The sequence below is a fragment of the Polynucleobacter sinensis genome, from assembly GCF_001595985.1.
GTDB lineage: Bacteria > Pseudomonadota > Gammaproteobacteria > Burkholderiales > Burkholderiaceae > Polynucleobacter > Polynucleobacter sinensis.
This window is the reverse complement of sequence record NZ_LOJJ01000003.1, coordinates 19,303-43,363: the sequence shown is the minus strand read 5'-3', so window position 1 is coordinate 43,363 and position 24,061 is coordinate 19,303. Positions and strand designations below refer to the sequence as shown.

23 protein-coding genes and 2 tRNA genes are annotated in these 24,061 nt (G+C 46.8%); 11 read left to right on the top strand and 14 right to left on the bottom strand.

The features are described from left to right. Window positions 1–7: 7 nt before the first annotated feature. The 8 genes from fdhF to acs all read right to left on the bottom strand — a co-directional run bounded on the left by fdhF (window position 8) and on the right by acs (window position 10,890). Complete coding sequence (fdhF, locus tag AOB49_RS03930) at window positions 8–2,881, bottom strand: formate dehydrogenase subunit alpha (protein ID WP_062308250.1); 2,874 nt, start codon at window positions 2,879–2,881, stop codon at window positions 8–10. 39 nt (window positions 2,882–2,920) lie between these two features. Further along, the gene (locus tag AOB49_RS03925; protein WP_062308247.1) at window positions 2,921–4,723 is read right to left on the bottom strand and encodes an NAD(P)H-dependent oxidoreductase subunit E; all 1,803 of its coding nucleotides are present in this window, start codon (window positions 4,721–4,723) and stop codon (window positions 2,921–2,923) included. 201 nt (window positions 4,724–4,924) lie between these two features. Beyond that, a complete protein-coding gene (locus tag AOB49_RS03920) occupies window positions 4,925–5,149 on the bottom strand; it encodes a hypothetical protein (protein ID WP_062308243.1) in 225 nt (74 codons plus the stop codon). A 9-nt stretch (window positions 5,150–5,158) separates the two neighbouring features. Further along, the gene (locus AOB49_RS03915; protein ID WP_062308240.1) at window positions 5,159–7,573 is read right to left on the bottom strand and encodes a DUF748 domain-containing protein; all 2,415 of its coding nucleotides are present in this window, start codon (window positions 7,571–7,573) and stop codon (window positions 5,159–5,161) included. A 20-nt stretch (window positions 7,574–7,593) separates the two neighbouring features. Beyond that, a complete protein-coding gene (locus tag AOB49_RS03910; protein ID WP_062308238.1) occupies window positions 7,594–7,896 on the bottom strand; it encodes a YciI family protein in 303 nt (100 codons plus the stop codon). A 100-nt stretch (window positions 7,897–7,996) separates the two neighbouring features. Then, window positions 7,997–8,569 carry a phasin family protein gene (locus AOB49_RS03905; RefSeq protein ID WP_062308237.1) on the bottom strand — a complete coding sequence of 191 codons (573 nt, stop codon included), beginning with the start codon at window positions 8,567–8,569 and terminating at the stop codon, window positions 7,997–7,999. Window positions 8,570–8,778: 209 nt separating this feature from the next. Continuing rightward, window positions 8,779–8,869, bottom strand: a tRNA-Ser gene (locus tag AOB49_RS03900). 47 nt (window positions 8,870–8,916) lie between these two features. Beyond that, the gene (gene acs, locus AOB49_RS03895) at window positions 8,917–10,890 is read right to left on the bottom strand and encodes an acetate--CoA ligase (RefSeq protein ID WP_062308234.1); all 1,974 of its coding nucleotides are present in this window, start codon (window positions 10,888–10,890) and stop codon (window positions 8,917–8,919) included. Between the two features lie 167 nt (window positions 10,891–11,057). On the opposite strand from acs, the gene AOB49_RS03890 reads away from it, so the two are divergent. From AOB49_RS03890 to AOB49_RS03870, 5 genes are read left to right on the top strand one after another with little or no spacing between them, the layout of a single operon-like run. Then, window positions 11,058–12,581 carry a fumarate hydratase gene (locus AOB49_RS03890; RefSeq protein ID WP_062308232.1) on the top strand — a complete coding sequence of 508 codons (1,524 nt, stop codon included), beginning with the start codon at window positions 11,058–11,060 and terminating at the stop codon, window positions 12,579–12,581. A 40-nt stretch (window positions 12,582–12,621) separates the two neighbouring features. Continuing rightward, entirely contained in the window at window positions 12,622–13,431 is an 810-nt protein-coding gene (gene murI, locus AOB49_RS03885) for a glutamate racemase (RefSeq protein WP_062308230.1), read from the top strand. Continuing rightward, window positions 13,428–14,117, top strand: coding sequence for an energy transducer TonB (locus AOB49_RS03880; RefSeq protein WP_062308227.1), 690 nt, complete (start codon window positions 13,428–13,430; stop codon window positions 14,115–14,117). Before murI ends, AOB49_RS03880 begins: the two co-directional genes overlap by 4 nt. A gap of 4 nt (window positions 14,118–14,121) precedes the next feature. Further along, entirely contained in the window at window positions 14,122–14,814 is a 693-nt protein-coding gene (locus AOB49_RS03875; RefSeq protein ID WP_062308226.1) for a MotA/TolQ/ExbB proton channel family protein, read from the top strand. Window positions 14,815–14,816: 2 nt separating this feature from the next. Continuing rightward, a complete protein-coding gene (locus AOB49_RS03870) occupies window positions 14,817–15,230 on the top strand; it encodes an ExbD/TolR family protein (protein ID WP_062308221.1) in 414 nt (137 codons plus the stop codon). Here AOB49_RS03870 and AOB49_RS03865 read toward each other — a convergent pair. Beyond that, a complete protein-coding gene (locus tag AOB49_RS03865; RefSeq protein WP_062308218.1) occupies window positions 15,227–15,688 on the bottom strand; it encodes a hypothetical protein in 462 nt (153 codons plus the stop codon). The genes AOB49_RS03870 and AOB49_RS03865 overlap by 4 nt on opposite strands. A 92-nt stretch (window positions 15,689–15,780) precedes the next feature. On the opposite strand from AOB49_RS03865, the gene AOB49_RS03860 reads away from it, so the two are divergent. Both AOB49_RS03860 and AOB49_RS03855 read left to right on the top strand, forming a co-directional pair. Beyond that, window positions 15,781–16,773 carry a Bug family tripartite tricarboxylate transporter substrate binding protein gene (locus AOB49_RS03860; protein ID WP_062308216.1) on the top strand — a complete coding sequence of 331 codons (993 nt, stop codon included), beginning with the start codon at window positions 15,781–15,783 and terminating at the stop codon, window positions 16,771–16,773. 81 nt (window positions 16,774–16,854) lie between these two features. Continuing rightward, window positions 16,855–17,430, top strand: coding sequence for a flavin reductase family protein (locus tag AOB49_RS03855; protein WP_216634638.1), 576 nt, complete (start codon window positions 16,855–16,857; stop codon window positions 17,428–17,430). 36 nt (window positions 17,431–17,466) lie between these two features. Here the strand turns inward: AOB49_RS03855 and AOB49_RS03850 are convergent. Beyond that, window positions 17,467–17,555 (bottom strand) — tRNA-Leu (locus AOB49_RS03850). Window positions 17,556–17,688: 133 nt separating this feature from the next. Here AOB49_RS03850 and AOB49_RS03845 point away from each other — a divergent pair. From AOB49_RS03845 to purU, 4 genes are all read left to right on the top strand, one after another. Continuing rightward, the gene (locus AOB49_RS03845; RefSeq protein WP_062308212.1) at window positions 17,689–20,148 is read left to right on the top strand and encodes a penicillin acylase family protein; all 2,460 of its coding nucleotides are present in this window, start codon (window positions 17,689–17,691) and stop codon (window positions 20,146–20,148) included. 83 nt (window positions 20,149–20,231) lie between these two features. Continuing rightward, the gene (locus AOB49_RS03840; protein WP_062308209.1) at window positions 20,232–20,639 is read left to right on the top strand and encodes a surface-adhesin E family protein; all 408 of its coding nucleotides are present in this window, start codon (window positions 20,232–20,234) and stop codon (window positions 20,637–20,639) included. A 10-nt stretch (window positions 20,640–20,649) separates the two neighbouring features. Beyond that, the gene (locus tag AOB49_RS03835) at window positions 20,650–21,060 is read left to right on the top strand and encodes a hypothetical protein (protein ID WP_156471329.1); all 411 of its coding nucleotides are present in this window, start codon (window positions 20,650–20,652) and stop codon (window positions 21,058–21,060) included. Window positions 21,061–21,134: 74 nt separating this feature from the next. Next, window positions 21,135–21,989 (top strand): formyltetrahydrofolate deformylase, encoded by an 855-nt coding sequence (gene purU, locus AOB49_RS03830; protein ID WP_062308205.1) that lies wholly within the window; start codon window positions 21,135–21,137, stop codon window positions 21,987–21,989. Here the strand turns inward: purU and soxA are convergent. Genes soxA through soxX form a run of 4 tightly spaced genes read right to left on the bottom strand, consistent with a single transcriptional unit; the run spans window position 21,986 to window position 24,056 of the window. Continuing rightward, window positions 21,986–22,732 carry a sulfur oxidation c-type cytochrome SoxA gene (soxA, locus tag AOB49_RS03825; protein ID WP_245640608.1) on the bottom strand — a complete coding sequence of 249 codons (747 nt, stop codon included), beginning with the start codon at window positions 22,730–22,732 and terminating at the stop codon, window positions 21,986–21,988. The genes purU and soxA overlap by 4 nt on opposite strands. Window positions 22,733–22,767: 35 nt before the next feature. After that, complete coding sequence (locus AOB49_RS03820; RefSeq protein WP_062308200.1) at window positions 22,768–23,097, bottom strand: thiosulfate oxidation carrier complex protein SoxZ; 330 nt, start codon at window positions 23,095–23,097, stop codon at window positions 22,768–22,770. After that, the gene (locus AOB49_RS03815) at window positions 23,094–23,582 is read right to left on the bottom strand and encodes a SoxY-related AACIE arm protein (RefSeq protein WP_245640607.1); all 489 of its coding nucleotides are present in this window, start codon (window positions 23,580–23,582) and stop codon (window positions 23,094–23,096) included. The genes AOB49_RS03820 and AOB49_RS03815 overlap by 4 nt, the downstream gene beginning before the upstream one ends. 27 nt (window positions 23,583–23,609) lie before the next feature. Further along, the gene (gene soxX, locus AOB49_RS03810) at window positions 23,610–24,056 is read right to left on the bottom strand and encodes a sulfur oxidation c-type cytochrome SoxX (RefSeq protein WP_062308197.1); all 447 of its coding nucleotides are present in this window, start codon (window positions 24,054–24,056) and stop codon (window positions 23,610–23,612) included. Window positions 24,057–24,061: the final 5 nt, after the last annotated feature.

Here is a 24,061-nt window from a genome sequence, read left to right as displayed (position 1 = left end):
CCGCCCTTTATTTTTTAGGATTATTCGTTCCATAACCCATTACTGACGAGGCTTGACCGCCCTTGCCAAGCCTAACGGCACAGTACTTAAATTCTGGGATCTTGCCAAATGGGTCTAAAGCTGCATTAGTAATGAGATTGGCGGCAGCCTCATAGTAAGCAAATGGAATAAACACTACCCCACGAGGCGTGCCGTCATCTCTGCGCACGTGAATACCGACTTCACCGCGGCGTGATTGAACGGTAATAACATCACCCGCAGTGACACCCAATTGGGCCATATCTTCTCCATTCATGGAGACTGTAGCCATTGGCTCTATGGCATCCAAAATCGTGGCACGGCGAGTCATACTGCCGGTATGCCAATGCTCGAGCTGACGGCCTGTAATCAATACAAATGGATAGTCGGCATCAGGCCGCTCATCGGCTGGAATGATATCGGCGGGCACTAACTTCACCTTGCCATCACCCGTAGCAAACTTGTCATCAAACACAATTGGACGACCCGGATCATCGGCAGATAAACAAGGATAGGTCACGCTTGATTCTTTTTCTAAACGCTCCCAAGTAATTCCATTGATAGCAGCATGCATTGCTTGACGCATCTCGTCATATACCTGAGCAACACCATCATCAGGGCCTTGATAGTTCCAATTCAGACCCATGCGTTTAGCAATCTGCTGAATAATCCATAGATCAGGCTTCGCATCTCCAGGTGGATTAATAGCCTTCTTACCCATCTGCACCATACGATCCGTATTGCTTGCTGTGCCGACCTTCTCTGGCCATGCGCTTGCTGGTAAAACCACATCGGCCAATAGAGCGGTCTCGGTCATAAAGATATCCTGAACCACCAATAGGTCTAGGGATGCCAAAGCATGACGGGCATGATTCAAATCAGGATCACTCATAGCAGGGTTTTCACCCTCGACATACATGCCGCGAATCTTATCGGGATCGCTATCAGGCGCCGTAATCTTGTGCATGATCTCAACTACTGTATAACCAGGCTTGCGATCTAACGGAGTACCCCAGAACTTCTCAAACCAAGCATGCGCCTCCGGATTATCGACGCGCTGGTAATTCGGGAACATCATCGGGATTAAACCGGCATCGCTTGCACCCTGAACGTTATTTTGTCCACGTAGTGGATGCAAACCAGAACCCGGTTTACCAATTTGACCAGTAATACTGACCAAGGCAATTAAGCAACGTGCGTTATCTGTACCATGGACGTGCTGGCTAACGCCCATCCCCCACAAAATCATGGCTGATTTTGTTGTCGCAAACTCACGGGCAACTTCACGCAGAGTCTCCGCAGGAATGCCGCAGATTGGCGCCATAGCCTCAGGACTGTAGCCTTTAATATTTTCTTTTAAGGCCTCGAAGTTATTAGCGCGATTTTTAATAAACTCCTCATCAGCCAAACCCTCTTCAATGACGGTATAAATCATGGCATTGAGCATGGCAACGTCAGTATCAGGCTTGAATTGCATAGTCCGCCACGCATGCTTTGCGATATCGGTCTGACGTGGATCACACAATACAATTTTGGCTCCGCGTTTAGCGGCATTCTTAAACCAAGTCGCAGCCACAGGATGATTAGCGGTTGGATTAGATCCAATCAACATGATCAAGCTTGAATGCTCTACATCATTAACCTGATTGCTAACTGCACCAGACCCTACGCCCTCTAGCAGAGCGGCAACAGAAGAGGCATGGCAAAGACGGGTACAGTGATCCACGTTATTGCTACCAAATCCTGTGCGAACTAACTTTTGAAATAAATATGCCTCTTCGTTACTGCCCTTGGCGGAACCAAAGCCAGCCAATACCTTATTGCCGTATTGATCCTTTAATTTCTTCAGACCGCCACCCGCCAACTCCAAGGCTTCTTCCCAGCTAGCCTCACGGAAGATATGCGACCAGTCTTGATTGCCCTCAAGCAATGCCTCGTCCTTTGGAACCCCCGCCTTACGAATAAGCGGCTTAGTTAAACGCTGTGGGTTATGGATATAGTCCATACCAAAGCGTCCCTTGACACAGAGTCGATTGTGGTTGGCAGGCCCATCGCGACCTTCCACACTCACAATTTTCTCGTCCTTGACGTTGTAAGTAATTTGACAACCTACCCCACAGAAAGGACATACCGAGTCGACCTTACGATCAACCGTTTGCGAACCAATCAATCCTTTAGGCATTAATGCGCCAGTTGGACATGCTTGAACACACTCCCCACAGGCAACACAAGTACTCTCACCCATAGGGTCATTCAGATCGAAAACGATTTCACTATGCGCACCACGCATTGCATAGCCAATCACATCGTTGACCTGCTCTTCACGACAGGCCCGCACACAACGATTACATTGAATGCAGGCATCTAAATTCACAGCCATTGCTGGATGAGAAAGATCGCTGCCTACTTTTTCACGGCGTAATGCTTTGAGCTCTGGTCGAACCGACACATCTAGGCGCGCTGCCCAGGTACTTAATTCGCCATGTTGATTTTTTTGCTCTTCTTCTTTGCTGTCTCCAACCCACTTAAATCCCTCGTCTGGCATGTCAGACAACAACATCTCCAGCACAAGTTTTTGACTCTTTATCGCACGCTCACTATTTGCCTTGACTTCCATGCCCGGTGTAGCGCTTCTACAGCAGCTAGGCGCCAAAGTACGCTCACCATTGATCTCCACTACGCATGCGCGACAATTACCATCAGGGCGATAACCATCGTTAAAACACAAATGCGGGATATCAATACCGTGGCGCTTAGCTGCCTTGAGGATGGTCTCACCCTCATAGGAAGCAATGGTTTTTCCATCTAGCTTGAACTCAACGGTTTGTAATTCAAGTTCTTTAGGATTTACTGGTGCGTTCATATTTGTCTCGTTTTTCCCTTGGTTTTTATGCGCTCGCTCTTAAGCAACTTCTTGCGGGAAATATTTATGGATACAACGAATTGGATTGGGGGCAGCTTGGCCAAGACCACAAATAGAAGCATCGACCATGACGGTTGCCAAATCCTCAAGAGTCTCTTGATCCCATGAAGGAGACTGCATCAACTGAGCTGCCTTACCTGTGCCTACGCGACACGGTGTACATTGGCCACAACTTTCATGCTCGAAGAAGCGCATCACATTCAAAGCCATATCACGCGCTTTGTCTTGATCACCAAACACCATCACTGCTGCAGAACCAATAAAGCAACCATAAGGCTGTAAGGTATCAAAGTCCAATGGAATGTCATTCATGGTAGCCGGCAAGATTCCACCAGAAGCGCCACCGGGCAAATAGCCATAGAACTTGTGTCCATCTTGCATGCCACCACAGTACTCATCAATCAACTCTTGAATGGTGATGCCTGCTGGAGCTAATTTCACGCCAGGATTTTTGACGCGCCCGCTAACGCTGTAGCTACGCAAACCTTTGCGATCATGGCGACCAAAAGAACTGAACCATTCTGGGCCACGTTGCACAATGTCGCGCACCCAATAAAGTGTTTCAAAGTTATGCTCTAACGTTGGGCGACCAAATAATCCTACTTGAGCAATATAAGGTGGACGCATCCGCGGCTCACCGCGCTTGCCTTCGATACTCTCAATCATCGCGGATTCTTCGCCGCAAATATATGCTCCGGCGCCACGACGCAACTCAATCAATGGCAATTTAAACGGTGGGTTTGCCTGAAGTTTTTTCAACTCAAGCTCAAGTAACTCACGGCAACCATGGTATTCATCACGCAAATAAATGTAGCAAGCATCAATACCCACTACATTGGCCGCAATTAATAGGCCCTCTAAGAAGCGATGGGGATCACGCTCAAGATAAGTGCGATCTTTAAACGTGCCTGGCTCACCTTCGTCTATATTCACAGCCATTAGCTTAGGCGCAGGCTGATCTTTAACGATGCGCCACTTACGTCCTGCTGGAAAGCCTGCACCACCTAAGCCGCGCAAGCCAGAATTCTCCATTGCCTTAATAATGCTCTCAGCATCAACCTGACCTTCAGCAATTTGCGTTGCCAAAGCGTAACCGCCTTGTGCGCGGTAAGACTCGTAACCAACATAGTCCGGGGAGATGGCTTGGTTTTCACCCAACGGTGACACACCTTTTTCAGCCAAGGCGGCCGGATCAAAACTGGCACTATCTTGAGCCATAGGCTGAGTGGTGAGCTTGTTTTGTACGGCAGCAGCAACCTTATCAGTAGTTGCGAACAACACTGGATACTGATGCACCACGGCGACAGGGGCCTGCTCACAACGACCGACGCATGGCGCAGCCACGACCTTCACTTTTGGGTTCCCCAAAATAGCGGGGAGTTTAGCCAGTAACTTTTGCGCGCCCGCCAATTCACAGGCAATACCATCACATACTCGTACAGTGATATCGGCAACAGGGTCATTACCTCGAACCACCTCGAAATGGTGATAGAAGGTAGCCACTTCATACACCTCAGCCATTGGCAAATTCATTTCCTTGGCCAAGGCGACCAAGTGACGATCGTGAAGTGCGCGATACGCGTCATTGAGCTTGTGTAGATTTTCAATTAAAAGATCGCGACGGTGAGGAGCAAGCCCAATCAATTGACGAACTTCCGCCACAGAAACATCATCAGGCTGACGACCCTTCAACTTACTTTTGCGACGAATAATATCCCTTAAATCATCCGCCGTTGCTACCGCAACAGCATTGATTTCTCCTGAGGGTTTTGGGTGATTCATAGTTTGTAGTCTCTAATTTCTAGTCGCAATATTCGACGCTATTTTTATACTCAAATGGCTCAGTTCAGGGCACCCTATAATCGCGAAGGAAAATTCTTCGCTATATATAGGTGAACCCTAAATTCACAGCTGATTTTGAGTGATTTCCGCCCTCAAGTCCTTGACGGCGCTCAAGGGAATCGATGTCAGGGAAAACCCTAGTTAGATTACAGATGGGGAGGGCTTGTCGCCAGGTGGTAGTGAGTAATCTAACTTACGCTCATACACCCTTGCCTTGAAGCACTCTTGATAGCCTTGGCTACCAATCTGCCAACCTATGGAGGTGCAGTCATCTTGGGCCGCAGATTCAATAGAACCGCAACCCGACAAAGTAAGCGCGGCAACAAAAGTTAAGGCAATCGAATGTCGGAAGTGGTGTGAATTCATCCCTCAAGTCTACTTGATTCTGACTTCAACTTCGAGAGGAACACCCTCTTTTCCCGAGCTTGCTGTTTTCACATCCCCAAACATAATCCGCTCCTGAAGATTAGGGTTGTTTTTAACCATCAATTCAGAAGCCAATTTAGCGCGATTCTTTGCCAGGGCTTTTAACTCGACATCCCCAACCGGAATAGCAGCAACAAGCTCGGCGTAGAGCTGCTGATTGCGCGCATCACCTTCGGGCAACATCAACAAACGTTGGCCAAGCTTGATTCTTCCCACCCGCTCGATATAGGCGGACCGCAAACCCGCCTGAGTCTTGGCATCCGCAAGATTCAAGCTTGGAACCGGCTCATTGGAAGACAACTTAATGCCCGAAGCTTTCAGAATGGCAGTGCTGGCAATCGCACGTGCTAGCGCTTCTTTATCCTGAGCTGGGTCATACGTACCAACTAGCTCTAAAGTGGCGTTAGGTCTTTTTGCCAAGAAGTCGCCAAATTTTTCTAGTCGATCTTGATCTGGTGGCAAATAAACCACTTCACCGAGAACTGCATTCACACCATCGCTAGACCCCATACCCAAAAGTGCGCCTAGAGCTCTAAATGGCGCTGTCGCCACATTGGTTAATACATTCGCAATCGCCTGCCATACCAATCCAGAAGCACTGAATTCAGGAGAATCTACATTTCCCGCGATATTAATTGTGACGTCGATGGTGTCATCCGAATCCTCAATCAATGCAATTGCTAAGCCCAAGGGTAATTTCTTTCCTTGAAAGTTGGGAACCTCTTCACCCAACTCCACCTTTTTAATCACAATCTGATTGCTGCCCTTGAGCTCGCCATCTTTAGCTTGATAGCGCAGATTTAAATTCAGTCGACCGCCGACAATTTGATAACCAGCAAAATTCATCGCCGCCGGGTTCAAAGCATTCAGCGGCATATTCTTAAAATTCAGACTGAGATCGTTATTACGCCGAGGATCATCAAATGAAGCCTGACCTTTAATGCGCATTGCACCAGAGCGAGCCACCATACCCTCAATATCAACGAGAGCAGACTTGCCTGGAGCATTAGTTACACCAGACAAGCTGGCATTAAACCTTCTCACATCGACCTCGAAATTAGGCTTCATTGCCAAGTCAGAGAAGGCCATCTCCCCATCGCGGAACTGAATTTTGCCAATATCGTAATGAAAGGCAGATGACTTAGAATTCTTTTCAGACTTTATTGCACCGGCCTTTTGATCGTCTTCCGCATTAACCGGCTTTGAGAATAGCCTTCTAAAATTAGAAAAACCTTTTTCGTCAATCTCAAATCGCAGACCGGGGTGATTAATCAATAATTCCTCAATCGTCAAACTAGACTCTGTGGTTTTGGCGCTCTTGTAAGCAAATCGATTGATATCAGCAGACTTCCACGACAGCAGAGCATGCTTTTGGCCAGGCTCCCATACATCTAAATCAAGCAGATGAAAATCGCCTGATGCGATTAGTTCGCCACCCCTTAAATCAAGCATGACTTCAGACTGAATAGTGCCACTCTTTCCCTGCAGTTCCTTGTTTGCTGGAAGCAATGGAATAAAAGGGCTAATAGAGAAATTCTCTACCTGTAATTTTCCTGCGATGGATTTGTCACCCTTCAAATCCCAATGAGACCGAATGCGGCCCTCATCAATTTCAAAATCTACCTGTGCCCCCAAAGCGCCTGGAGCTGAATTATCCAAGGCACCTTTCACGACAACACGATTGAAAGCAAGCTTCTTATTCAGCCCCGGCAAAGTGAAATGCAGTGCGCCAAGATTTAATCCATATTGACCACGAACACCATCTATCTCTCCAGACAAATCATAGTTGGCAACATTCAATACCTCAATGGAGAGCGGTCCAAATTCTTCGCGCAACTTCACACTTGGATCAGCAATCAATACAGTGGCGCCAGAAACTGTCAACGCATCCACAGAAATTTTGATATTCTTTTTTGGCTTACCAGGATCAGGTGGAGGCAACTGTTTCTGAATATCGACCAGAAATTCTTGCCAATTCCATTGGCCTTTAGCACCCTTCGCTGCATGCTTTTCAAATCGAACGGCCGGCTGACTCAATGTGATCTCACCAAAACCGATCTCGCCGGCCATCAGACTTGACCAATTGAGCATCACGACTGACTTTTTGAGTTCGAGCAATGTATTGCGATGTTGATCAGCTAGATGCAAACCCTCAAGCTCAATCCGTAAGCGCAAAGGAGAAATGCTCAGGTCTTGATAGCCAATCTCATAGCCAATCTTCTTGCCGTAATCCCCTGCTGCATTCTTAATTACGCCCGGCAAAAAAAGATGGCATGCACCCCAAAAAAGAAAGATCAATGCACAGATTCCCCCAATAATTCTGAGTGACCAGCGCTGCATTGTTGAAAGCTGAAGTAAACGCATTAACGTATCTCTAAACTGTCCTATACCGAAGGATATCCCACCTTTTGCTGCCACAGATTCGAAAAAACATGAACGATAGGCTCTTCATAAACACCCGCTTTTATGAAGGGCTCCTCCTTCAACCAATGCTCGACCTCGGACCGGCTAGAAAACTCCATAACCAACAAGCTACCAAGGGTTGTCTTGCCATCATCTGAAGTCAAAGGGCCAGCAAAAGCGATGCGATCAGACATCTTTTCAAGATAAGCCCTGTGCACGGGACGAATCTCAGTACGCAATTGGGCGGTACCCGGGCGATCTTTTAACCAGATTGCAAAAATCATACTTTCTCCATGGTGTTATTTTAATGAAAGCATCTTACGTCAAGCGGGAAAAGAAAAACCACCCGAAGGTGGTTTTTTTAGTCAAGCCGGTAAAGCTGCATTAAGCAGACTTACGACCTTTTGCAGCTGGCTTTGCAACAGCGTATTGACCTTGAATGTTTGCAAAAGCAGCATCAACACTCTTCTCAAAGTTGGCAAATGCATCAGCAGCAGATGCGCGAACTTGATCAAACTGTTGTAGTGAAGACTCAAATGCTGTTTTGAATGCAGAAACAAAAGCCTCTGAACCAGCAGGAGCAGTCTTAGTAGCTTCTTTAACAAACTTAACCAAGTCAGCGCGAGCGTCATCAATAGAAGCGTCAACCACTTGAGCAACTTCTTTATTGCCATTACGCACTACTTTGCTTACTTTAGCTTGGTAAGCAGCTGCGTACTTAGCGGCTTCTTGAGCAGCTTCTGGCTGAGCCAATTTGGACAATTGCTGTGGATCTTTGATAGCCAACAACTGAGTGCTAGTTTCTTGAGCCACAACCAAAGCATCCTTAGCGGCAGCTTGATTGATTTCAGCTAATTCTTGAGCGCTTTCAACAGCTACTTGAGCCAAATGCTTAGCGTTTTCAACAGCTTTAGCTTGAGCTTGTACGAGTTGGTCATTTAATTGATTCTGGAACATGATTTATCCTTTAAAAATTACATCAGTTATTTGTTGCGATGCACCATTTTAAGATGAAAATTGCGGCATTGCAACATATTTATTGAAAAAGGTTATAAATATTCGGAAAACCACATTGAAGACCATTTAAATTGGGGTTTTTGATCGTTTAAGGCAGCAAAGCCCTCTTCAGAAAAGAAAAAACCACCCGGAGGTGGTCATAGAACTACTGGCGGAAGGGGCGGGATTCGAACCCGCGGTAGGCTATTAACCTACGCACGCTTTCCAGGCGTGTGACTTAAACCGCTCATCCACCCTTCCGGAAACCATCGATTATACGTTTCCCGAGAGGGTTTAGCTCCAAATGCTTACAGAGACTCTTTGAGTTGATCCAAAATTGCTGGATTTTCCAGGGTTGAAGTATCTTGAGTAACCTCCTCACCTTTAGCAATCACCCGCAGCAAGCGACGCATGATCTTGCCGGAACGAGTTTTAGGCAAGTTATCACCAAAACGAACATCCTTTGGCTTAGCAATCGGGCCAATCTCTTTACCGACCCAATTACGCAGCTCAGTGGCAATCTTTTTAGCCTCATCACCGGTTGGACGGCCACCTTTGAGAACTACGAATACGCAAATAGCTTCACCGGTCATATCATCTGGACGACCCACCACCGCCGCCTCAGCAACCAATGGATTAGCAACTAAGCAAGATTCGATTTCCATCGTGCCCATACGGTGACCGGAGACGTTCAACACATCATCAATACGGCCAGTGATTGTGAAGTAACCAGTATCTTTATTACGGATTGCGCCATCACCAGCAAGGTATAAAGTGCCGCCCAATTCTTCTGGGAAGTAAGACTTTACAAAACGATCTGGATCATTCCAAATAGTGCGAATCATTGAAGGCCATGGGCGCTTGACTACCAAGATACCGCCTTGACCGTTAGGCACGTCATTACCAGCTTCATCAACGATTGCAGCCTGAATACCCGGCAATGGCAATGTGCATGATCCCGGAATCATCGGAGTTGCGCCAGGCAATGGTGAAATCATGTGACCACCTGTTTCGGTCTGCCAGAAAGTATCCGCGATTGGGCAGCGTGAGCCACCGACATTCTCGTAGTACCACATCCAAGCTTCTGGATTAATCGGCTCGCCAACTGAACCCAAAAGGCGCAATGAAGACAAGTCATAGCTCTTTGGATGTACCGCTGCATCGTTACTAGATGCTTTGATTAATGAACGAATAGCGGTTGGGGCAGTATAGAAAATCGTTGCTTTGTGTTTCTGAATCATGTCCCAGAAACGACCAGCATTTGGATAGGTTGGAACGCCCTCAAACACAATCTCAGTAGCACCAACTGCGAGAGGGCCGTAGGTAATGTAAGAGTGGCCTGTTACCCAACCGATATCAGCTGTACACCAGAACACATCATTAGGCTTGATATCAAAGGTCCACTTCATCGTGAGAATCGCCCACAAGAGGTAGCCACCTGTGGAATGCTGAACACCCTTTGGTTTTCCAGTTGAGCCTGATGTGTACAAAATAAACAGCGGATGTTCTGCACTCACCCACTCTGGTTCACAAGTGCTAGCTTCATTGGCCACAATTTCTTGCATCCAAACATCGCGACCCGGGGTCATGGCGATATCTGTGCCAGTACGCTTGCTAACGATGACATGCTTCACTTTGCTGCACTCGCCACTCGATAGCGCCTCATCACAAATCGCTTTCAGCGGCAGGGATTTACCACCGCGGAACTGTCCATCAGCAGTAATCACCGCAACTGCACCGACGTCAACAATACGATCGCGCAATGCTTGAGCAGAGAAGCCACCAAACACGACAGAGTGGATCGCGCCAATACGGGCGCAGGCTTGCATGGCAACAATACCTTCAATAGTCATCGCCATATAAATAATGACGCTGTCGCCAGATTTAATACCCATCTTGCGTAGTGCGTTTGCCATTTTGCAAACACGCTCAAGCATCTCTTTGTAAGTAACTTTAGTAACGGTACCGTCATCTGCCTCAAAAATAATGGCAGTCTTGTCACCCAAACCATTTTCAACTTGGCGGTCTAAGCAGTTGTAAGAAGCATTTGTTGTGCCATCTTCAAACCATTTATAGAAAGGCGCTTTGGATTCATCAAGAACCTTGGTAAACGGCTTTTTCCAGAAAATATTTTCTTTTGCGAGACGACCCCAAAAACCGTCATAATCCTTCTCAGCCTCAGCACAAAGCTTGTTATAGGCATCCATCCCAGGAATGGCAGCCCCTTTAACAAAATCTGCTGGTGGGTTAAATACGCGGTTTTCTTGCATTAATGGTTCCATGCTTCACAGCCCTTCTATTCAATAATGAGTCGTCTTTTTCCGCGAAAATAACGCAGAATTAGGGGATCGCAACCCCAAGAGCTAACAAGATAAGTGAAAACACGCAGGATTTGCTCTATGGCAAACCCTTAAAATAGGACAAACCTTAATAAATTAAGCCAATAACCATGACAAATATCAAACAAAACGACCTGATTCAAAGCGTTGCAGACGCATTCCAGTTCATTTCTTACTACCACCCAAAAGACTTCATTTCCGCTATGGGCAAGGCCTACGAGCTTGAACAGGGTGCAGCTGCCAAGGATGCTATCGCTCAGATTTTGACCAATAGCCGCATGTGCGCAGAAGGTCACCGCCCTCTTTGTCAGGACACCGGTATTGCGGTCGTTTTCCTTAAAATTGGTATGAATGTTCAGTGGGGCGATGCCACCATGAGCGTTACCGAGATGGTCAATGAAGGTGTTCGTCGGGCATATATGAACCCAGACAATCCATTACGCGCCTCTGTTTTGGCCGATCCCGCTGGAAAACGCAAGAATACGGGTGATAACACCCCAGCTGTCATTCATTACGAAATTGTTCCAGGCGATGATGTCGAGGTCATTTGCGCAGCTAAAGGCGGCGGTTCTGAAAACAAGGCAAAGATGGTCATGCTCAACCCGTCGGATTCAATCGTGGATTGGGTACTGAAGACCGTGCCAACAATGGGTGCTGGCTGGTGCCCTCCTGGCATCTTGGGCATCGGTATTGGTGGAACCCCAGAAAAAGCCATGCTCATGGCCAAAGAGTCATTGATGGGTCCAGTGGATATTCAAGAACTGATTGCTCGCGGGCCACAGAATAAGATCGAAGAACTCCGCTTAGAAATTTTTGAGAAGGTAAACAAACTCGGTATTGGCGCTCAAGGTTTGGGTGGCTTAGCTACCGTGCTTGATATCAAGATCATGGACTACCCAACGCACGCCGCGTCACTTCCAGTGGCAATGATTCCGAACTGCGCAGCCACACGTCACGTGCACTTCCATTTGCATGGTGATGGGCCAGCAAAATTAGAGATACCTTCCCTTTCTGATTGGCCAGATGTTACTTGGACCCCTGATACCAAGAAGTCTAAGCGAGTGAATTTAGATACCCTCACCGCTGAAGAAGTTGCCAGCTGGAAAGAAGGCGAAACCCTACTACTCAACGGAAAAATCTTAACTGGTCGAGATGCCGCTCATAAGCGCATTCAAGACATGCTCGCCAAAGGTGAAGAGCTGCCAGTCAGCTTTAAGAATCGCGTGATCTACTATGTTGGTCCAGTTGACCCCGTGGGCAATGAAGCCGTTGGTCCTGCCGGCCCAACAACCTCAACCCGCATGGATAAGTTCACTGAAATGATGCTCTCCAAAACTGGTTTAATTTCCATGATTGGTAAAGCAGAACGTGGTCCTGCTGCTATTGAAGCCATCAAGAAACATAAGTCTGCCTACCTCATGGCTGTTGGTGGCGCCGCTTACCTAGTGTCCAAAGCAATTCAGACAGCTAAAGTTGTCGGCTTCGCAGACTTAGGCATGGAAGCAATCTATGAGTTTGATGTTAAAGATATGCCGGTAACCGTGGCAGTCAACTCTGAAGGTATCTCCATGCATGAGACAGGTCCAAAAGAATGGCAAGCAAAGATTGGTGGCATTCCAGTCAAGATTGCTTAATGTATTCATTGAAAACTGCTCATAGTTAAGCGACTCTTAATTGGCACTCATCGGGGTATTTGATTCTGGCGTTGGAGGTTTGTCCATTCTGGATGAGGCTCTGCGCCAGCTTCCCGAGCATGACTATATTTACCTGGCAGATTCTCTGAATGCACCCTATGGAGAAAAATCGAGCGAGTGGATTGCCTTACGTAGCATGGAGCTTTGCCAATATTTAGCCGCTCAAGGATGTCAAGCAATCATGATCGCTTGTAACACCGCCACTGCACAAGCCATTGCACATATCCGTGCCGAACTGAACAGTATCCCCATTATCGGAGTGGAGCCCGGCATTAAGCCGGCTGCCATGCAATCTCATAATGGCGTAGTCGGCGTCCTAGCGACAGAAGCCACGCTGAAAAGCGATAAGTTCAATGCGCTGCTGGCAACACTCCCAAGTGACTGTCACTTTATTAAACAATCTGGCGAAGGTCTAGTGCCACTCATTGAGGCGGGAAAAGCCAATAGCGAAGAAACATTGGAACTTCTTGCAAAGCACTTAATCACTATGCAGGACGCCGGCGCCGACACCATTGTTCTGGGCTGCACACACTACCCTTTTTTAAAAAAAGCAATTCGCAAATTACTAGGGGACTCCATTAATCTGATTGACACTAGCGATGCGGTGGTACGTCAGCTTAAGAGAAAATTAGAGACCCCCCAAGGGAAATTGACGAACGACAAAGCGGGTACCGTTAAATTTATTAGTAGTAAAGATGCAGAAACCTTGCACAATATGGCCCAAGAATTAATGCAATCCGATCTCAGTGCGCACCACACCGAGCTAGAACTCGTGAGCACATTTAAATGAATCACTTTTTATCAAAAATCAGCGCACTACTGCCATTTGATAAAAGAGAACGCATCATCATAGGCGTTGTAATTGCTTTGCATTTATTGTTTTTGATCGGCTTTCAAAACGGTATGAAACCCGACCATGACAGCGACCTCGACGATTCACGCGTCATGGCCAATTTAGTCAGTCCAGAGGCGCCTAAGCAACCTCAGGCAGCCCCACCGCCACCAAAACCCAAGCAAGAAAAAAAGAAAAAAGTGGTGGATGAAAAATCTACTCAAGCGCCAACACCCCCGCAATCCCAACAGCAAACAGCTACTCCGCCCACGCCTCAGCCATCAAAAAGCGAATCGCCAGTACCAAACGCTACTGTCGCTCCCGCAAGCAGCTCTGGCCCGAGCGGAACACCAATTCAGACTGATATTGGTAAACTGGTAGTGTTGTATCAGCCTGATGCGGACGCCTATTACCCCTCATTCTCAAAACGCTCTGGAGAACAGGGCGAAGTAGTAGTGCGATTAATTATTGATGAAACTGGGATAGTGGAAGATGTAGCTTTACTACGATCCAGCTCATTTCCGCGTTTAGATCGTGCAGCAGCAGAAATTGGTCGTCGCTACCGTTTTAAACCATTTTTAGTCAATGGCTCACCCCAAAGAATTTCTACTAACCTTTTAATTAAATTTAATTTAAAGAATTAATCATATGAACACACCATTTGGCTTGGCAAATTTATGGCTAGAGGGCGATACCATCACCCGATTTGTAGCGCTTGCTTTACTGTTTTGCTCCATCGTTACTTGGGTAATCCTACTCTCTCGCTTTTGGGATCTTCGTAACTTGCGAAAACTAAAGCCCGAGCTAGACCAATTTTGGCACGCGACTAGCTACGAGCAAGGTCTTCAAACTTTTACTAATCAAGCTAGCAATCCTTATTATCAAATTGCTAAGGCAGCGAGCGGCGCATCTATTCACCACCAAAGCCAATCAAGCAGTCGCCGTGAATTACTACAGACCCTGAATTACTCTGAGTGGATGGCAAGAAGCCTAAAGAGTAGCATTGATGGTGTGGCTGCTAGCCTTCAAAAAGGACTTACTTTCCTTGGATCCACAGGTGCTACTGCGCCTTTTATTGGACTCTTCGGAACGGTCTGGGGCATCTACCATGCACTCATCTCCATTAGCAGTTCTGGTAGCGCCCAAATTGATCAAGTTGCCGGCCCTATCGGCGAGGCTCTCATCATGACCGCCTTAGGTTTGGCGGTCGCCATTCCAGCGGTACTCGGTTTTAATGCGATTAATCGAGCCAACAAATTATTCGTTGCGGATCTCAATCGCTTTGGCAATGACCTACTCGCTTACTTCGTTACTGGCGCTCGAGTGAAGTCTGGGGAATAAATATGTCTTTTAATATTCAAGACGACCAAAACGACGACGCTATCATGTCTGAAATTAACATGACTCCCATGGTGGACGTCATGCTGGTTCTTTTGATCATCTTCATCATCACCCTTCCCGTAATTCAGCAAGCGGTCAAGATTGAATTGCCCAAAGCGAATAGTGTTCGCAATGAAGTGAAGCCTGAGTCAGTTCAGCTATCAATTGATGCTAAAGGACAAATTTTTTGGAACAGTACCGCGATTGATCTAGAAACCTTCAATGGTTATGCAGAAAAGGCCGCTCAGAAGGAACCTCAACCAGAAATTAACTTGCGCGCAGATAAATCAGTGAAGTACGAATATGTCGCTCAAGTCCTAGCAGCATCTCGTCGTGCAGGCTTGACCAAGCTGGGCTTTGTGACGGAGCCTAATTAAGGGTTACCCACTGACACGCACTGCTCTTCGTAGGACCTAGTGCCCTCGCCCAAGCTGTTAGCGAGAATCCCGCCAGACACTGTTTCAACTTTACGCAATTTTCCACTATGGCGATCAATCATCACCATAGTGGTCACAGAGCCTGGTGCATAAGAAATCCCATCAAGCACCTCTGCCTCAAACCGAGTATCACTTAGATATGAGACTTTATCCTTGGTGATAAGAACATTTTTAATGGTTTGATTTCCATCGGCACCCACTCGATCTAAGTCACGCCCATCCAAAAAGACTTTGCTTTTTTGCGTCGTCAAATTACTAGGAGATGTCCTCACTTGCAAATCATAAGTTTCTGTGAAGTCACGCTCAGTTCTCGTGCAACTAAAAGTTAAAGTTTCGGCAGAGGCACTAGCAATGCAAAGACTTAGACAAAAACTAAACGCACTAGAAATGAGACGCATATTCGATTGTAGGTACTGATGACTCATAAAAAAATTCAATATATACTGATTGGATAATACCAACTACATCCACAAAGCTGGAGACAATTCTGATGAGCAAAACTTTCCGTCAGTTGATTCAAGCGCTTGCTATCGCGTGCCTGTTTGGCTTTAGCTTGACAAGCCATGCGCAAGACTTAGCAAGCAATTATCCAAATAAAACCGTCAAAATTATTAGCCCCTTTGCACCCGGCGGAGCTACTGACATACTGGCTCGTATCTTGGCGCAAAAATTAGGAGAGGCTTGGAAGCAATCGGTGATTGTCGACAACAAATCTGGTGGTGGCGGTGTCATTGCTGCCGCAGAAGTAGCGAGAGCTGATAAGGATGGTTACACCCTATTACTAGGCTCTGTTGGGCCCGTTGAAGTGCTACCCAAGATCATGAAAAAAGTACCTTACGACTCTGAAAAAGATTTTTCAGGCGTAGATATCTTAGTCAACGTTGAGAACGTAGTGGTTGTAAACAGCCAAGTGCCCGTTAAAAACATTCCTGAATTGATTGCTTATGCAAAAGCCAATCCAGGTAAGCTTCATTCTGGATCTTCTGGCATCGCCACAACAGGCCACCTCGCCCTAGAGGTATTTAATCAGCAAACCGGCCTAGATATCGTGCACGTTCCCTACCGCGGTGGGGCACCAATGGCTACTGCCTTGTTAGGTGGGGATATTCAAATGAGTTTTTCAACTGTGCCCTCTGTGATTCAATACATCAAATCTGGCAAGCTACGCGCAATCGCAGTGACAGGAGATAAACAACTGGAAGCATTGCCAGATATCAAGCCCATCAAAGATCAGGGCGTACCCGGCTACAGAATTGGTTCATGGTACGGCATCCTAGCGCCAAGTGGGACACCTACTGCCATCATCAACAAGATCAATGGCGAATTGGGCAAGATTGTGGCAATGCCAGAGGTCAAATCTAAACTCATGGAGCAGGGCTGGACGACCACCCACACCACACCAGCGCAAATGAATAAGCAAATTCAATCAGAAATTCAAGAATGGAAAGTAGTGATTGATAAGGCCGGCATTACCCTGGACTAGAGCTCAATCGCATTCATATCAAACAATCATATGCATATTGACCTTAACAAAGCAGACAAAAAAGACCGTTATAAGCTGCTAATGAGCAGCATTCTCCCTCGGCCAATTGCCTTAGTCACTACACAAGACGATCAAGGAAGAGTCAATGCCGCGCCCTTTAGCTTTTTTAATATTATGGCGAGCACACCAGCAATTATTGTTTTAGGAATCGACTCAAAAAGTCCAGGAGTACCTAAAGACACAGTACGCAATATGAAATTGACTGGGGAATTTGTAGTCAATATGGTTTCGGAAAATATTGCTGAAAAAATGAGTCTTTGCGCCTCCCCTCTTCCAGAGGGTGAAGATGAATTGAAATTTTCAGGACTTACAGCGGCGCCATCGATTCAAGTCAAGCCACCGAGAGTTGCTGAATCGCCCATCAATATGGAATGTCGAATTGTGAACGTGATGGATATTGGCTTTGATCGCAACCTGATCATTGGCAACGTCATTCATTACCACATTAACGATGAATTCTATGACGCACAAACTGGTTACGTACTTGTAGAAAAGTTGGGGCTGATAGCCAGAATGCACGGTAAATCATTTTATTTACGCAGCACGGACATTTTCGAGGTAACTCGTCCACCTGGATCCTCATCAATCGCAGGATAAATAAAGATAAGTGAGGCATTAAAGCCTATTTTCGATTGGTGCCCGAGGCCGGAATCGAACCGGCACGACTTTTTTGAGTCGGCAGATTTTAAATCTGCTGTGTCTACCGATTTCACCACTCGGGCTCGCACGAGCAGTAAGTCGCGCTAAATAAATCAAGACAGTTGAAATTTTAGCATGTGAATCAGTGTACGGGAGGAGAAGCCCATTCCAATCAAGCCCGATCTGAAAAAGGGGCAAACCCACTACACTACTCCCATGAAAATCCCCGCTCCTCAATCTACCCTCAAATCCCTTTTGAAAGCCATTCTTTGGCTTGGTTCCACGGCGCTGATCTTAGCTATTATTGCTGGGGTAGGCTACCTACTTTCTGCGCAAACCAGTATTTCTGGAAAGCGCACGATCAAGAGCCTGGGTGATTCAGTCGTCATCACATTTGATGAGAGCGATATCCCCCATATTGAAGCAAAAACATCTAATGACGCACTCTTTGCTTTGGGTTACCTTCATGCCAGTGAGCGCTCATGGCAAATGGAAATTAATCGTCGACTGGCAAGTGGTCGTTTATCTGAGATATTAGGCAAAGAAACCGTGGCGATAGATCGCTTTGTTCGCACCCTTGGAATCAAGCATGCAGCGGAAAAACAATTTGACCATTACCCCATCGCCACCAAAAGGTTGCTGCAATCTTATGCAGATGGGGTAAATGCCGGAAATGCCCACTTAGGCTGGGCACTTCCATTGGAGTATTTTTTAACAGGATCTAAGCCAGGTTATTGGTCTGCAAGCGATAGCGTGGCGTGGATGCTCATGATGGCACTTGATCTGGGTGGCAACTGGCAAAAAGAATTGCAACGTCTTGAGCTCTCACAGTTTCTAACAACTAAACAAGTGTGGGAAGTCATGCCAGCTTACACCCCGGGCGAACCTGTAAGCAATGTTGATTTTGCGAAACTCTATCGAGATATCAATGTCTTTAATCCCAATCCATTAGCGCGCGATCAGAAGTCCAAAAAGCTCCCCGCAACCGAATTGGCTCTGAATGAAATTCCCGGAGGGAAAGATGGCATCGGCTCCAACAATTGGGCGCTCAATGGAAAACTAACGACATCAGGAAAGCCACTTCTCGCTAACGACCCGCATTTAGGTCTATCGGCACCAGCAATTTGGTACTTTGCCCACCTCAAGGCACCTGGAATCAACGTCATTGGAGGAACTCTGCCTGGCATTCCTGCAGTAGTTTTGGGTCGTACGGAAAAATTCGCCTGGAGCTTTACCAACACAGGGCCAGATGTTCAAGATTTATATATAGAACAACTTGATCCAAAAAATCCAGGGATTTATCGTGGGCCCGATGGCCCACTGGCATTTAAGGTCCGTCAGGAAATCATCGACATTAAGGGTGAGGCGCCATTGCGCTTCTTGGTGAAAGAAACCCGTCACGGGCCAGTGATATCGGAATCGTATGCTCGCGCCAAACGCTCAATTGACACGGAACGTTTCGCCTTAGCACTGCGCTGGACCGCATTAGATACAGAAAATCAATCGGTGGCAGGCCTCATAGAAATGAATCATGCTAAGGACTTAGATACCTTTAAACAGGCTCTTCGTAAAAACTACGCGCCCATGCAAAACGTCGTCATGGCCGATGTTGATGGAAATATTGCATTTCAGGCCGCCGGCGTTGCACCAAAGCGCACCCTTCATCAGGGGCTATATGGAGTGGCTCCTGCCCTAGGCTGGGAGAAACAAAATGACTGGTCGGGCTACCTACCCTTTGACATGTTACCCAGTAGCGATAATCCGGACTCCAACTGGATTGCCACGGCTAACCAAAAGGTATTAGCGATTAATAACCCAAACCCTTTAACGGGTGACTGGGATTTACCCACTCGGTATGACCGCATTGTTAATCTGATTAAAGAAAAATCAATGCACGATCTAACCTCTATGAAATCAATGCAGGCTGACACACTCTCTCTAGGTGCAACTCCGCTTTTGGAATTATTTCAATCATCACAATCGCAACACCCCCTTGCTCAACAAGCGAAAGAGCTTAGCAAGAACTTTGATGGAAATATGAAGGTGGATAGTGCAGGGGCATTGATCTTTAATGCGTGGGCAGATCAAATTACCCGAAGACTTTTTTCACGCTTAAGTTATTTGTTTACCGAAAATTATGGCGCACGTCACTTTAGGCAAGCCTTAATTCTGCAATTACAAAATCCAAATAGTCCTTGGTGTGATGACCCCAAAACAGCGGCTGTTGAATCCTGCGCAGATGCATTGAATACTGCAATGGATAAGGCCCTAGATCAGCTGAGCGCTCAATTTGGTAATAATCCGAAAAATTGGGCATGGGGTAATGCCCATATTGCAGTCTCAGAACATCGCCCTCTGAGCAAGGTGCCTTTTTTGGGCAATCTATTTAACTTAAGCAAACCCTTCCCTGGCGATAGTTTTAGCATCAACGTAGGTCGACTAGAGCTGCTCAGGGCGGATAATCCCTTTGAAACTAAGCAGGCCCCTAGCTTAAGAACCCTCTATGACCTATCCGAACTAGAGAAATCGCTTTTTATCTACCAATCAGGGCAATCAGGCTGGGTTCAGAGCAAGCTATATCGGAATATGAGCGCCTTATGGGCTCAAAATGAATATCTACCCCTCCAAATGAAGCCCGAAAAATCCGTGCGTCAACTAGAACTCAATATAAAGTAAAGGCAAGCAAGGGGTTTAAAATAAGCCTTATTCGCCCCACAAGGCATTACCCTATTAGCCAACGATTAATACCAATCTAATTCATGAAAAAAATTCACGTACTTGCCGTCTTTACCACCCTCTCTCTTCTTCCGATCGCCAGCAGTTTTGCAGCCTGGAAAGAGCTTGGCTTCAACGAAGCAATGGTAGTTTATGTTGATCTTGACACTATCAGCGTTGTTGGTGAGAAAGCGCAAATCATGTCTATGCTCGATCTTAAAAAATCTGGCGTAAACCCAAAGACCAAACAGCCAGTGAATTCCATTATCGGCATCAACGAATACAACTGCCCTGCAGTAAGCTACCGCCCTATCGAATACAAAGAATTTTCTGGGAACAAAGGTGAGGGCACGGTTGTTTCTGATAACAAGACTCCAGACAGCGTATTTGAACCTGTTGTGAATGAATCCTGGGCAGCCGGAGTATTCAACATTGTTTGTCAGCGGAAATAATCACTCAATATTGAGCGGATCTAGTCTCGTCGATAAAAAAAGTGGTGCCTGGGCCGCCTTATTATTTAAGCTCTTCATTATTCTGGCCAGTGTCACGACTAGCCTAGTCCTTGCAGGTTGCGCAGCGCCATTAGTCGCTCTCGGTGGTGCAACTACAAGCGCGGCCAGCACCGCAGGGAGCGCTGCGGTATCTGTTGCTGTGGCCAACCCCAGTACCGCGGCCAGCGCTATATCCACGGTGACTACTGGTAAATCGCCCTTAGAGCATGCTGCCTCAGCTGCAACAAAGCAAGATTGTAATTTTTTAAATGCCTTGGGATCCAAACCTATCTGCGTAGACATTCCCATTCCCACCATTACAGATAAAAGTGAACCCTACCTCGGACCAGCTGACGCCCCTAGCCCAAATACCAAGCAATAGAGACTCAGAATCTACATGGGGCAGAAGCAGTCTAAAATTGAGATAAACCAGTAACCTTGCTAGATAATTTAGTCATGACCACAGAAAACTACTACCTCACACTTACCTGCCCCAATCGACCCGGTATCGTCGCTGCCGTATCCACGTACATCTTTGAATTAGGCGGCGATATTGAAGAAGCCCAACAATTCGATGACAAGGCCTCCAAGCGCTTCTTTATGAGGGTGAGCTTTAGTTGTGCTGCGGATGCAAAAGCGCTTAAAGCAGGCTTTGTAGAAATTGCTGAACGCTTTGACCTTACCTGGAATTTGCGTGCCGTCAAGGAATTAAAGCGCGTACTGATCATGGCCTCTAAGCTTGATCACTGTCTTGTCGATCTACTGTATCGCTGGCGCATCGGTGAATTGCCTATGATTATTTGCGGTATTGTTTCGAATCACCCGCGCGACGTTTATGCCAGCATTGATTTTGCTGATATTCCGTTTTATCACTTGCCAGTCACCCCAGAAACGAAGCCAGCTCAGGAAGCACGACTATTAGAAATCATCGCCGAATCTAAAGTAGACATGGTGATTTTGGCTCGCTATATGCAAATTCTCTCCGATGATTTATCGACTAAACTATCTGGAAGGTGTATCAACGTTCACCACTCCTTCTTGCCAAGCTTTAAAGGCGCAAAACCTTATCACCAAGCCCATGCACGCGGCATCAAACTCATTGGAGCAACAGCTCACTTTGTCACGAGTGATTTGGATGAGGGACCAATTATTGAGCAAGACGTCACGCGTGTGACTCATGGGGATACGCCGGAGGACTTGGTTCGCAAAGGTCGTGATTTAGAGCGTACCGTTTTATCCCGCGCCCTACGCTACTACCTTCATGATCGCGTACTAATTAATGGCGCTACCTCCGTTGTCTTTTCGGACTAAGGTCTGACCCCGGGGCTCTCAAGAGTCATGCCCCGGGCTCTCCACATTAAATAGAGCTCTAGCTGCGCCATTTCGATCGAACCATAATCGAATTGCTTGGCTCGCACCCCACTCATGCAGTTTCTTAAGCGTCTTTGTAAAGATCCCATTGTTTGCCACTCAATCCGATAAATCGGGTAAGCAGTGGGATGACCCTGGGGTATGAGGCTTCCACCGAGCTTTAATCCTGCGCGATCCTGATGGCATTGAGCACAGGACAGATTGAGCTGACCCATACGCTCATTGAAAAATTGACGGCCCTGCTTGAGGTCTTTGCTGTTTTGAGGCGTCTCTCGAACGGCAATCGGCATTCCTTTGGACTGGGTTGCTACAAAGCTGGTCAAGGCCAATAACTCTTTGCTCTCATAGGCCAAAGCTTTAGCATCTTGCCGTGATACTCGACACTGGTTAATTTGCCCCTCTAGGGTGCGAAGTCTACCCTGCACTATCTTGGGATAGCGAGTCGCCACGCCTGCCATAGCCTTCCCAGACTCACCATGGCAGGAGGAGCAAGATACCGCTCTTTTTCCAGATGACTCTTTCCAGAGAGTCTGACCATCCATTACCCAAAACCAAGCTGGATTGAGATTGGGATCATCTTGCATTGCTTGATTTTCCACAGTCATCAACTGATAACTGGATTGGCGCTCATCTTTTGATATATCGACTGCAAAAGCTAATTGGCTGCCAGAAAGTGCTAGCATTAAAAAAATCCATCGACTGCAGGAAATAATCATTTTCACGAAACGGTAATTTTGACCTGGTTAATTGCCTCATAACCATCGTCTCCCACCCACCGACATTCAATCGTGCCAGATGCTACCGCAATCGTATTAAAAATAATTAGTGGATTTGCACCAATCCCAGGATAAAAGTCAGATTTAAAAACCTCTTCGCCGTTGTAGAGACAAGTAAAAGTGCGAATGATATCTCTTGGAATTCGCTTTCCATCCTCCGAATAACGAAAGCCTGTCTCCATATCGTGCTGGGCGATAGCTCGAATCTCAATGATTGCGCCTTGCTTGGCTTGTGCTGGGGCTGCAACACCCGTCCGAGATGTTTTACTCATATCATCTCCGTACAAGCAGATAAGGTCACCAAAGTATCGGCATAGGTCTGCCAATAACTGCCATCACTCATTTGCGCAATGGCCCAAACACGTTGGGAGTCGGCTAGCCTCACACGAGTTGTGACATCAGCCCTACCGGAACGTGGCGTGAAATACGCTGTAAAAATGTTAGGCAAAGGATTTGCCTCAGCAATAATATGCACTGCCTTGACGTAATCACTAGCAGTCATTGGGCTATCAATGGATACCTTCAGAACAACTAAATTTCCGCTCTCTACCAAAGGGGGGATGACCAATTTCACCTTACCATCCTGAATCGTATTTGATCCAACAATTTTTGAGATGGCCTCCATCGCATCAGCCTTCTTGGCGTTTGCTACAAATGGTGTTAGCCAGCTCGCTAAACCCAAGATACCAAGCGTTGATAAATACCAGCGGCGTGTGAGTGAAACACTTCCACATTGATTCATTTTTAGATTTCGCATGATTTGTATATTGATCAAAGACTTCAATTAAGAGGGCTTTGTTTTAAGGCTAAGCAAAAAGGCAATCACATCTTCAATTTCTTGACCACTCAATATGGGTAGCCCTTGAAACTTGGGAGCAACCCGCGTAAGCCCCTCGGTACGGTAATAGGCGGGCATGATAGTGCCAGGATTAAAACGGGCTGGGTCGACCATTCTTGCGCGCAATTGCCCTTCACTTAAATGACCCACGCTAGCACTTAAATCTGGCGCTAAATTACCTTGAAACCGCTCCTCAGGAAAAGGCCCACTGTGACACAGTAGGCATAAACCCGTTTGACGACTGGCTACTATCGCACGACCTTTAGTTGCATCTCCAGGAACTGAAGTCAGGGGATCGATAATCGATTCCCCCGCCCAGTTTTGCGCTTGGGATAAGTGCGGTAGAAACATCAGGCACAAACCTAGCAATACTGCTGCTAGCGCGCCCTTCATTTCGC

Bases quoted from the DNA above. Each gene is read 5' to 3' on its own strand.
- AOB49_RS03865 (WP_062308218.1), bottom strand. From the start codon at position 15,688: ATGCGTCTCATTTCTAGTGCGTTTAGTTTTTGTCTAAGTCTTTGCATT.
- AOB49_RS03880 (WP_062308227.1), top strand. From the start codon at position 13,428: ATGAATCACTTTTTATCAAAAATCAGCGCACTACTGCCATTTGATAAA.
- soxX (WP_062308197.1), bottom strand. From the start codon at position 24,056: ATGAAGGGCGCGCTAGCAGCAGTATTGCTAGGTTTGTGCCTGATGTTT.
- AOB49_RS03890 (WP_062308232.1), top strand. From the start codon at position 11,058: ATGACAAATATCAAACAAAACGACCTGATTCAAAGCGTTGCAGACGCA.
- AOB49_RS03915 (WP_062308240.1), bottom strand. From the start codon at position 7,573: ATGCGTTTACTTCAGCTTTCAACAATGCAGCGCTGGTCACTCAGAATT.
- soxA (WP_245640608.1), bottom strand. From the start codon at position 22,732: ATGCTAGCACTTTCTGGCAGCCAATTAGCTTTTGCAGTCGATATATCA.
- AOB49_RS03820 (WP_062308200.1), bottom strand. From the start codon at position 23,097: ATGAGTAAAACATCTCGGACGGGTGTTGCAGCCCCAGCACAAGCCAAG.
- AOB49_RS03875 (WP_062308226.1), top strand. From the start codon at position 14,122: ATGAACACACCATTTGGCTTGGCAAATTTATGGCTAGAGGGCGATACC.
- fdhF (WP_062308250.1), bottom strand. From the start codon at position 2,881: ATGAACGCACCAGTAAATCCTAAAGAACTTGAATTACAAACCGTTGAG.
- acs (WP_062308234.1), bottom strand. From the start codon at position 10,890: ATGGAACCATTAATGCAAGAAAACCGCGTATTTAACCCACCAGCAGAT.
- AOB49_RS03855 (WP_216634638.1), top strand. From the start codon at position 16,855: ATGAGCAGCATTCTCCCTCGGCCAATTGCCTTAGTCACTACACAAGAC.
- AOB49_RS03815 (WP_245640607.1), bottom strand. From the start codon at position 23,582: ATGCGAAATCTAAAAATGAATCAATGTGGAAGTGTTTCACTCACACGC.
- AOB49_RS03860 (WP_062308216.1), top strand. From the start codon at position 15,781: ATGAGCAAAACTTTCCGTCAGTTGATTCAAGCGCTTGCTATCGCGTGC.
- AOB49_RS03845 (WP_062308212.1), top strand. From the start codon at position 17,689: ATGAAAATCCCCGCTCCTCAATCTACCCTCAAATCCCTTTTGAAAGCC.
- AOB49_RS03870 (WP_062308221.1), top strand. From the start codon at position 14,817: ATGTCTTTTAATATTCAAGACGACCAAAACGACGACGCTATCATGTCT.
- AOB49_RS03910 (WP_062308238.1), bottom strand. From the start codon at position 7,896: ATGATTTTTGCAATCTGGTTAAAAGATCGCCCGGGTACCGCCCAATTG.
- AOB49_RS03840 (WP_062308209.1), top strand. From the start codon at position 20,232: ATGAAAAAAATTCACGTACTTGCCGTCTTTACCACCCTCTCTCTTCTT.
- purU (WP_062308205.1), top strand. From the start codon at position 21,135: ATGACCACAGAAAACTACTACCTCACACTTACCTGCCCCAATCGACCC.
- AOB49_RS03905 (WP_062308237.1), bottom strand. From the start codon at position 8,569: ATGTTCCAGAATCAATTAAATGACCAACTCGTACAAGCTCAAGCTAAA.
- AOB49_RS03920 (WP_062308243.1), bottom strand. From the start codon at position 5,149: ATGAATTCACACCACTTCCGACATTCGATTGCCTTAACTTTTGTTGCC.
- AOB49_RS03925 (WP_062308247.1), bottom strand. From the start codon at position 4,723: ATGAATCACCCAAAACCCTCAGGAGAAATCAATGCTGTTGCGGTAGCA.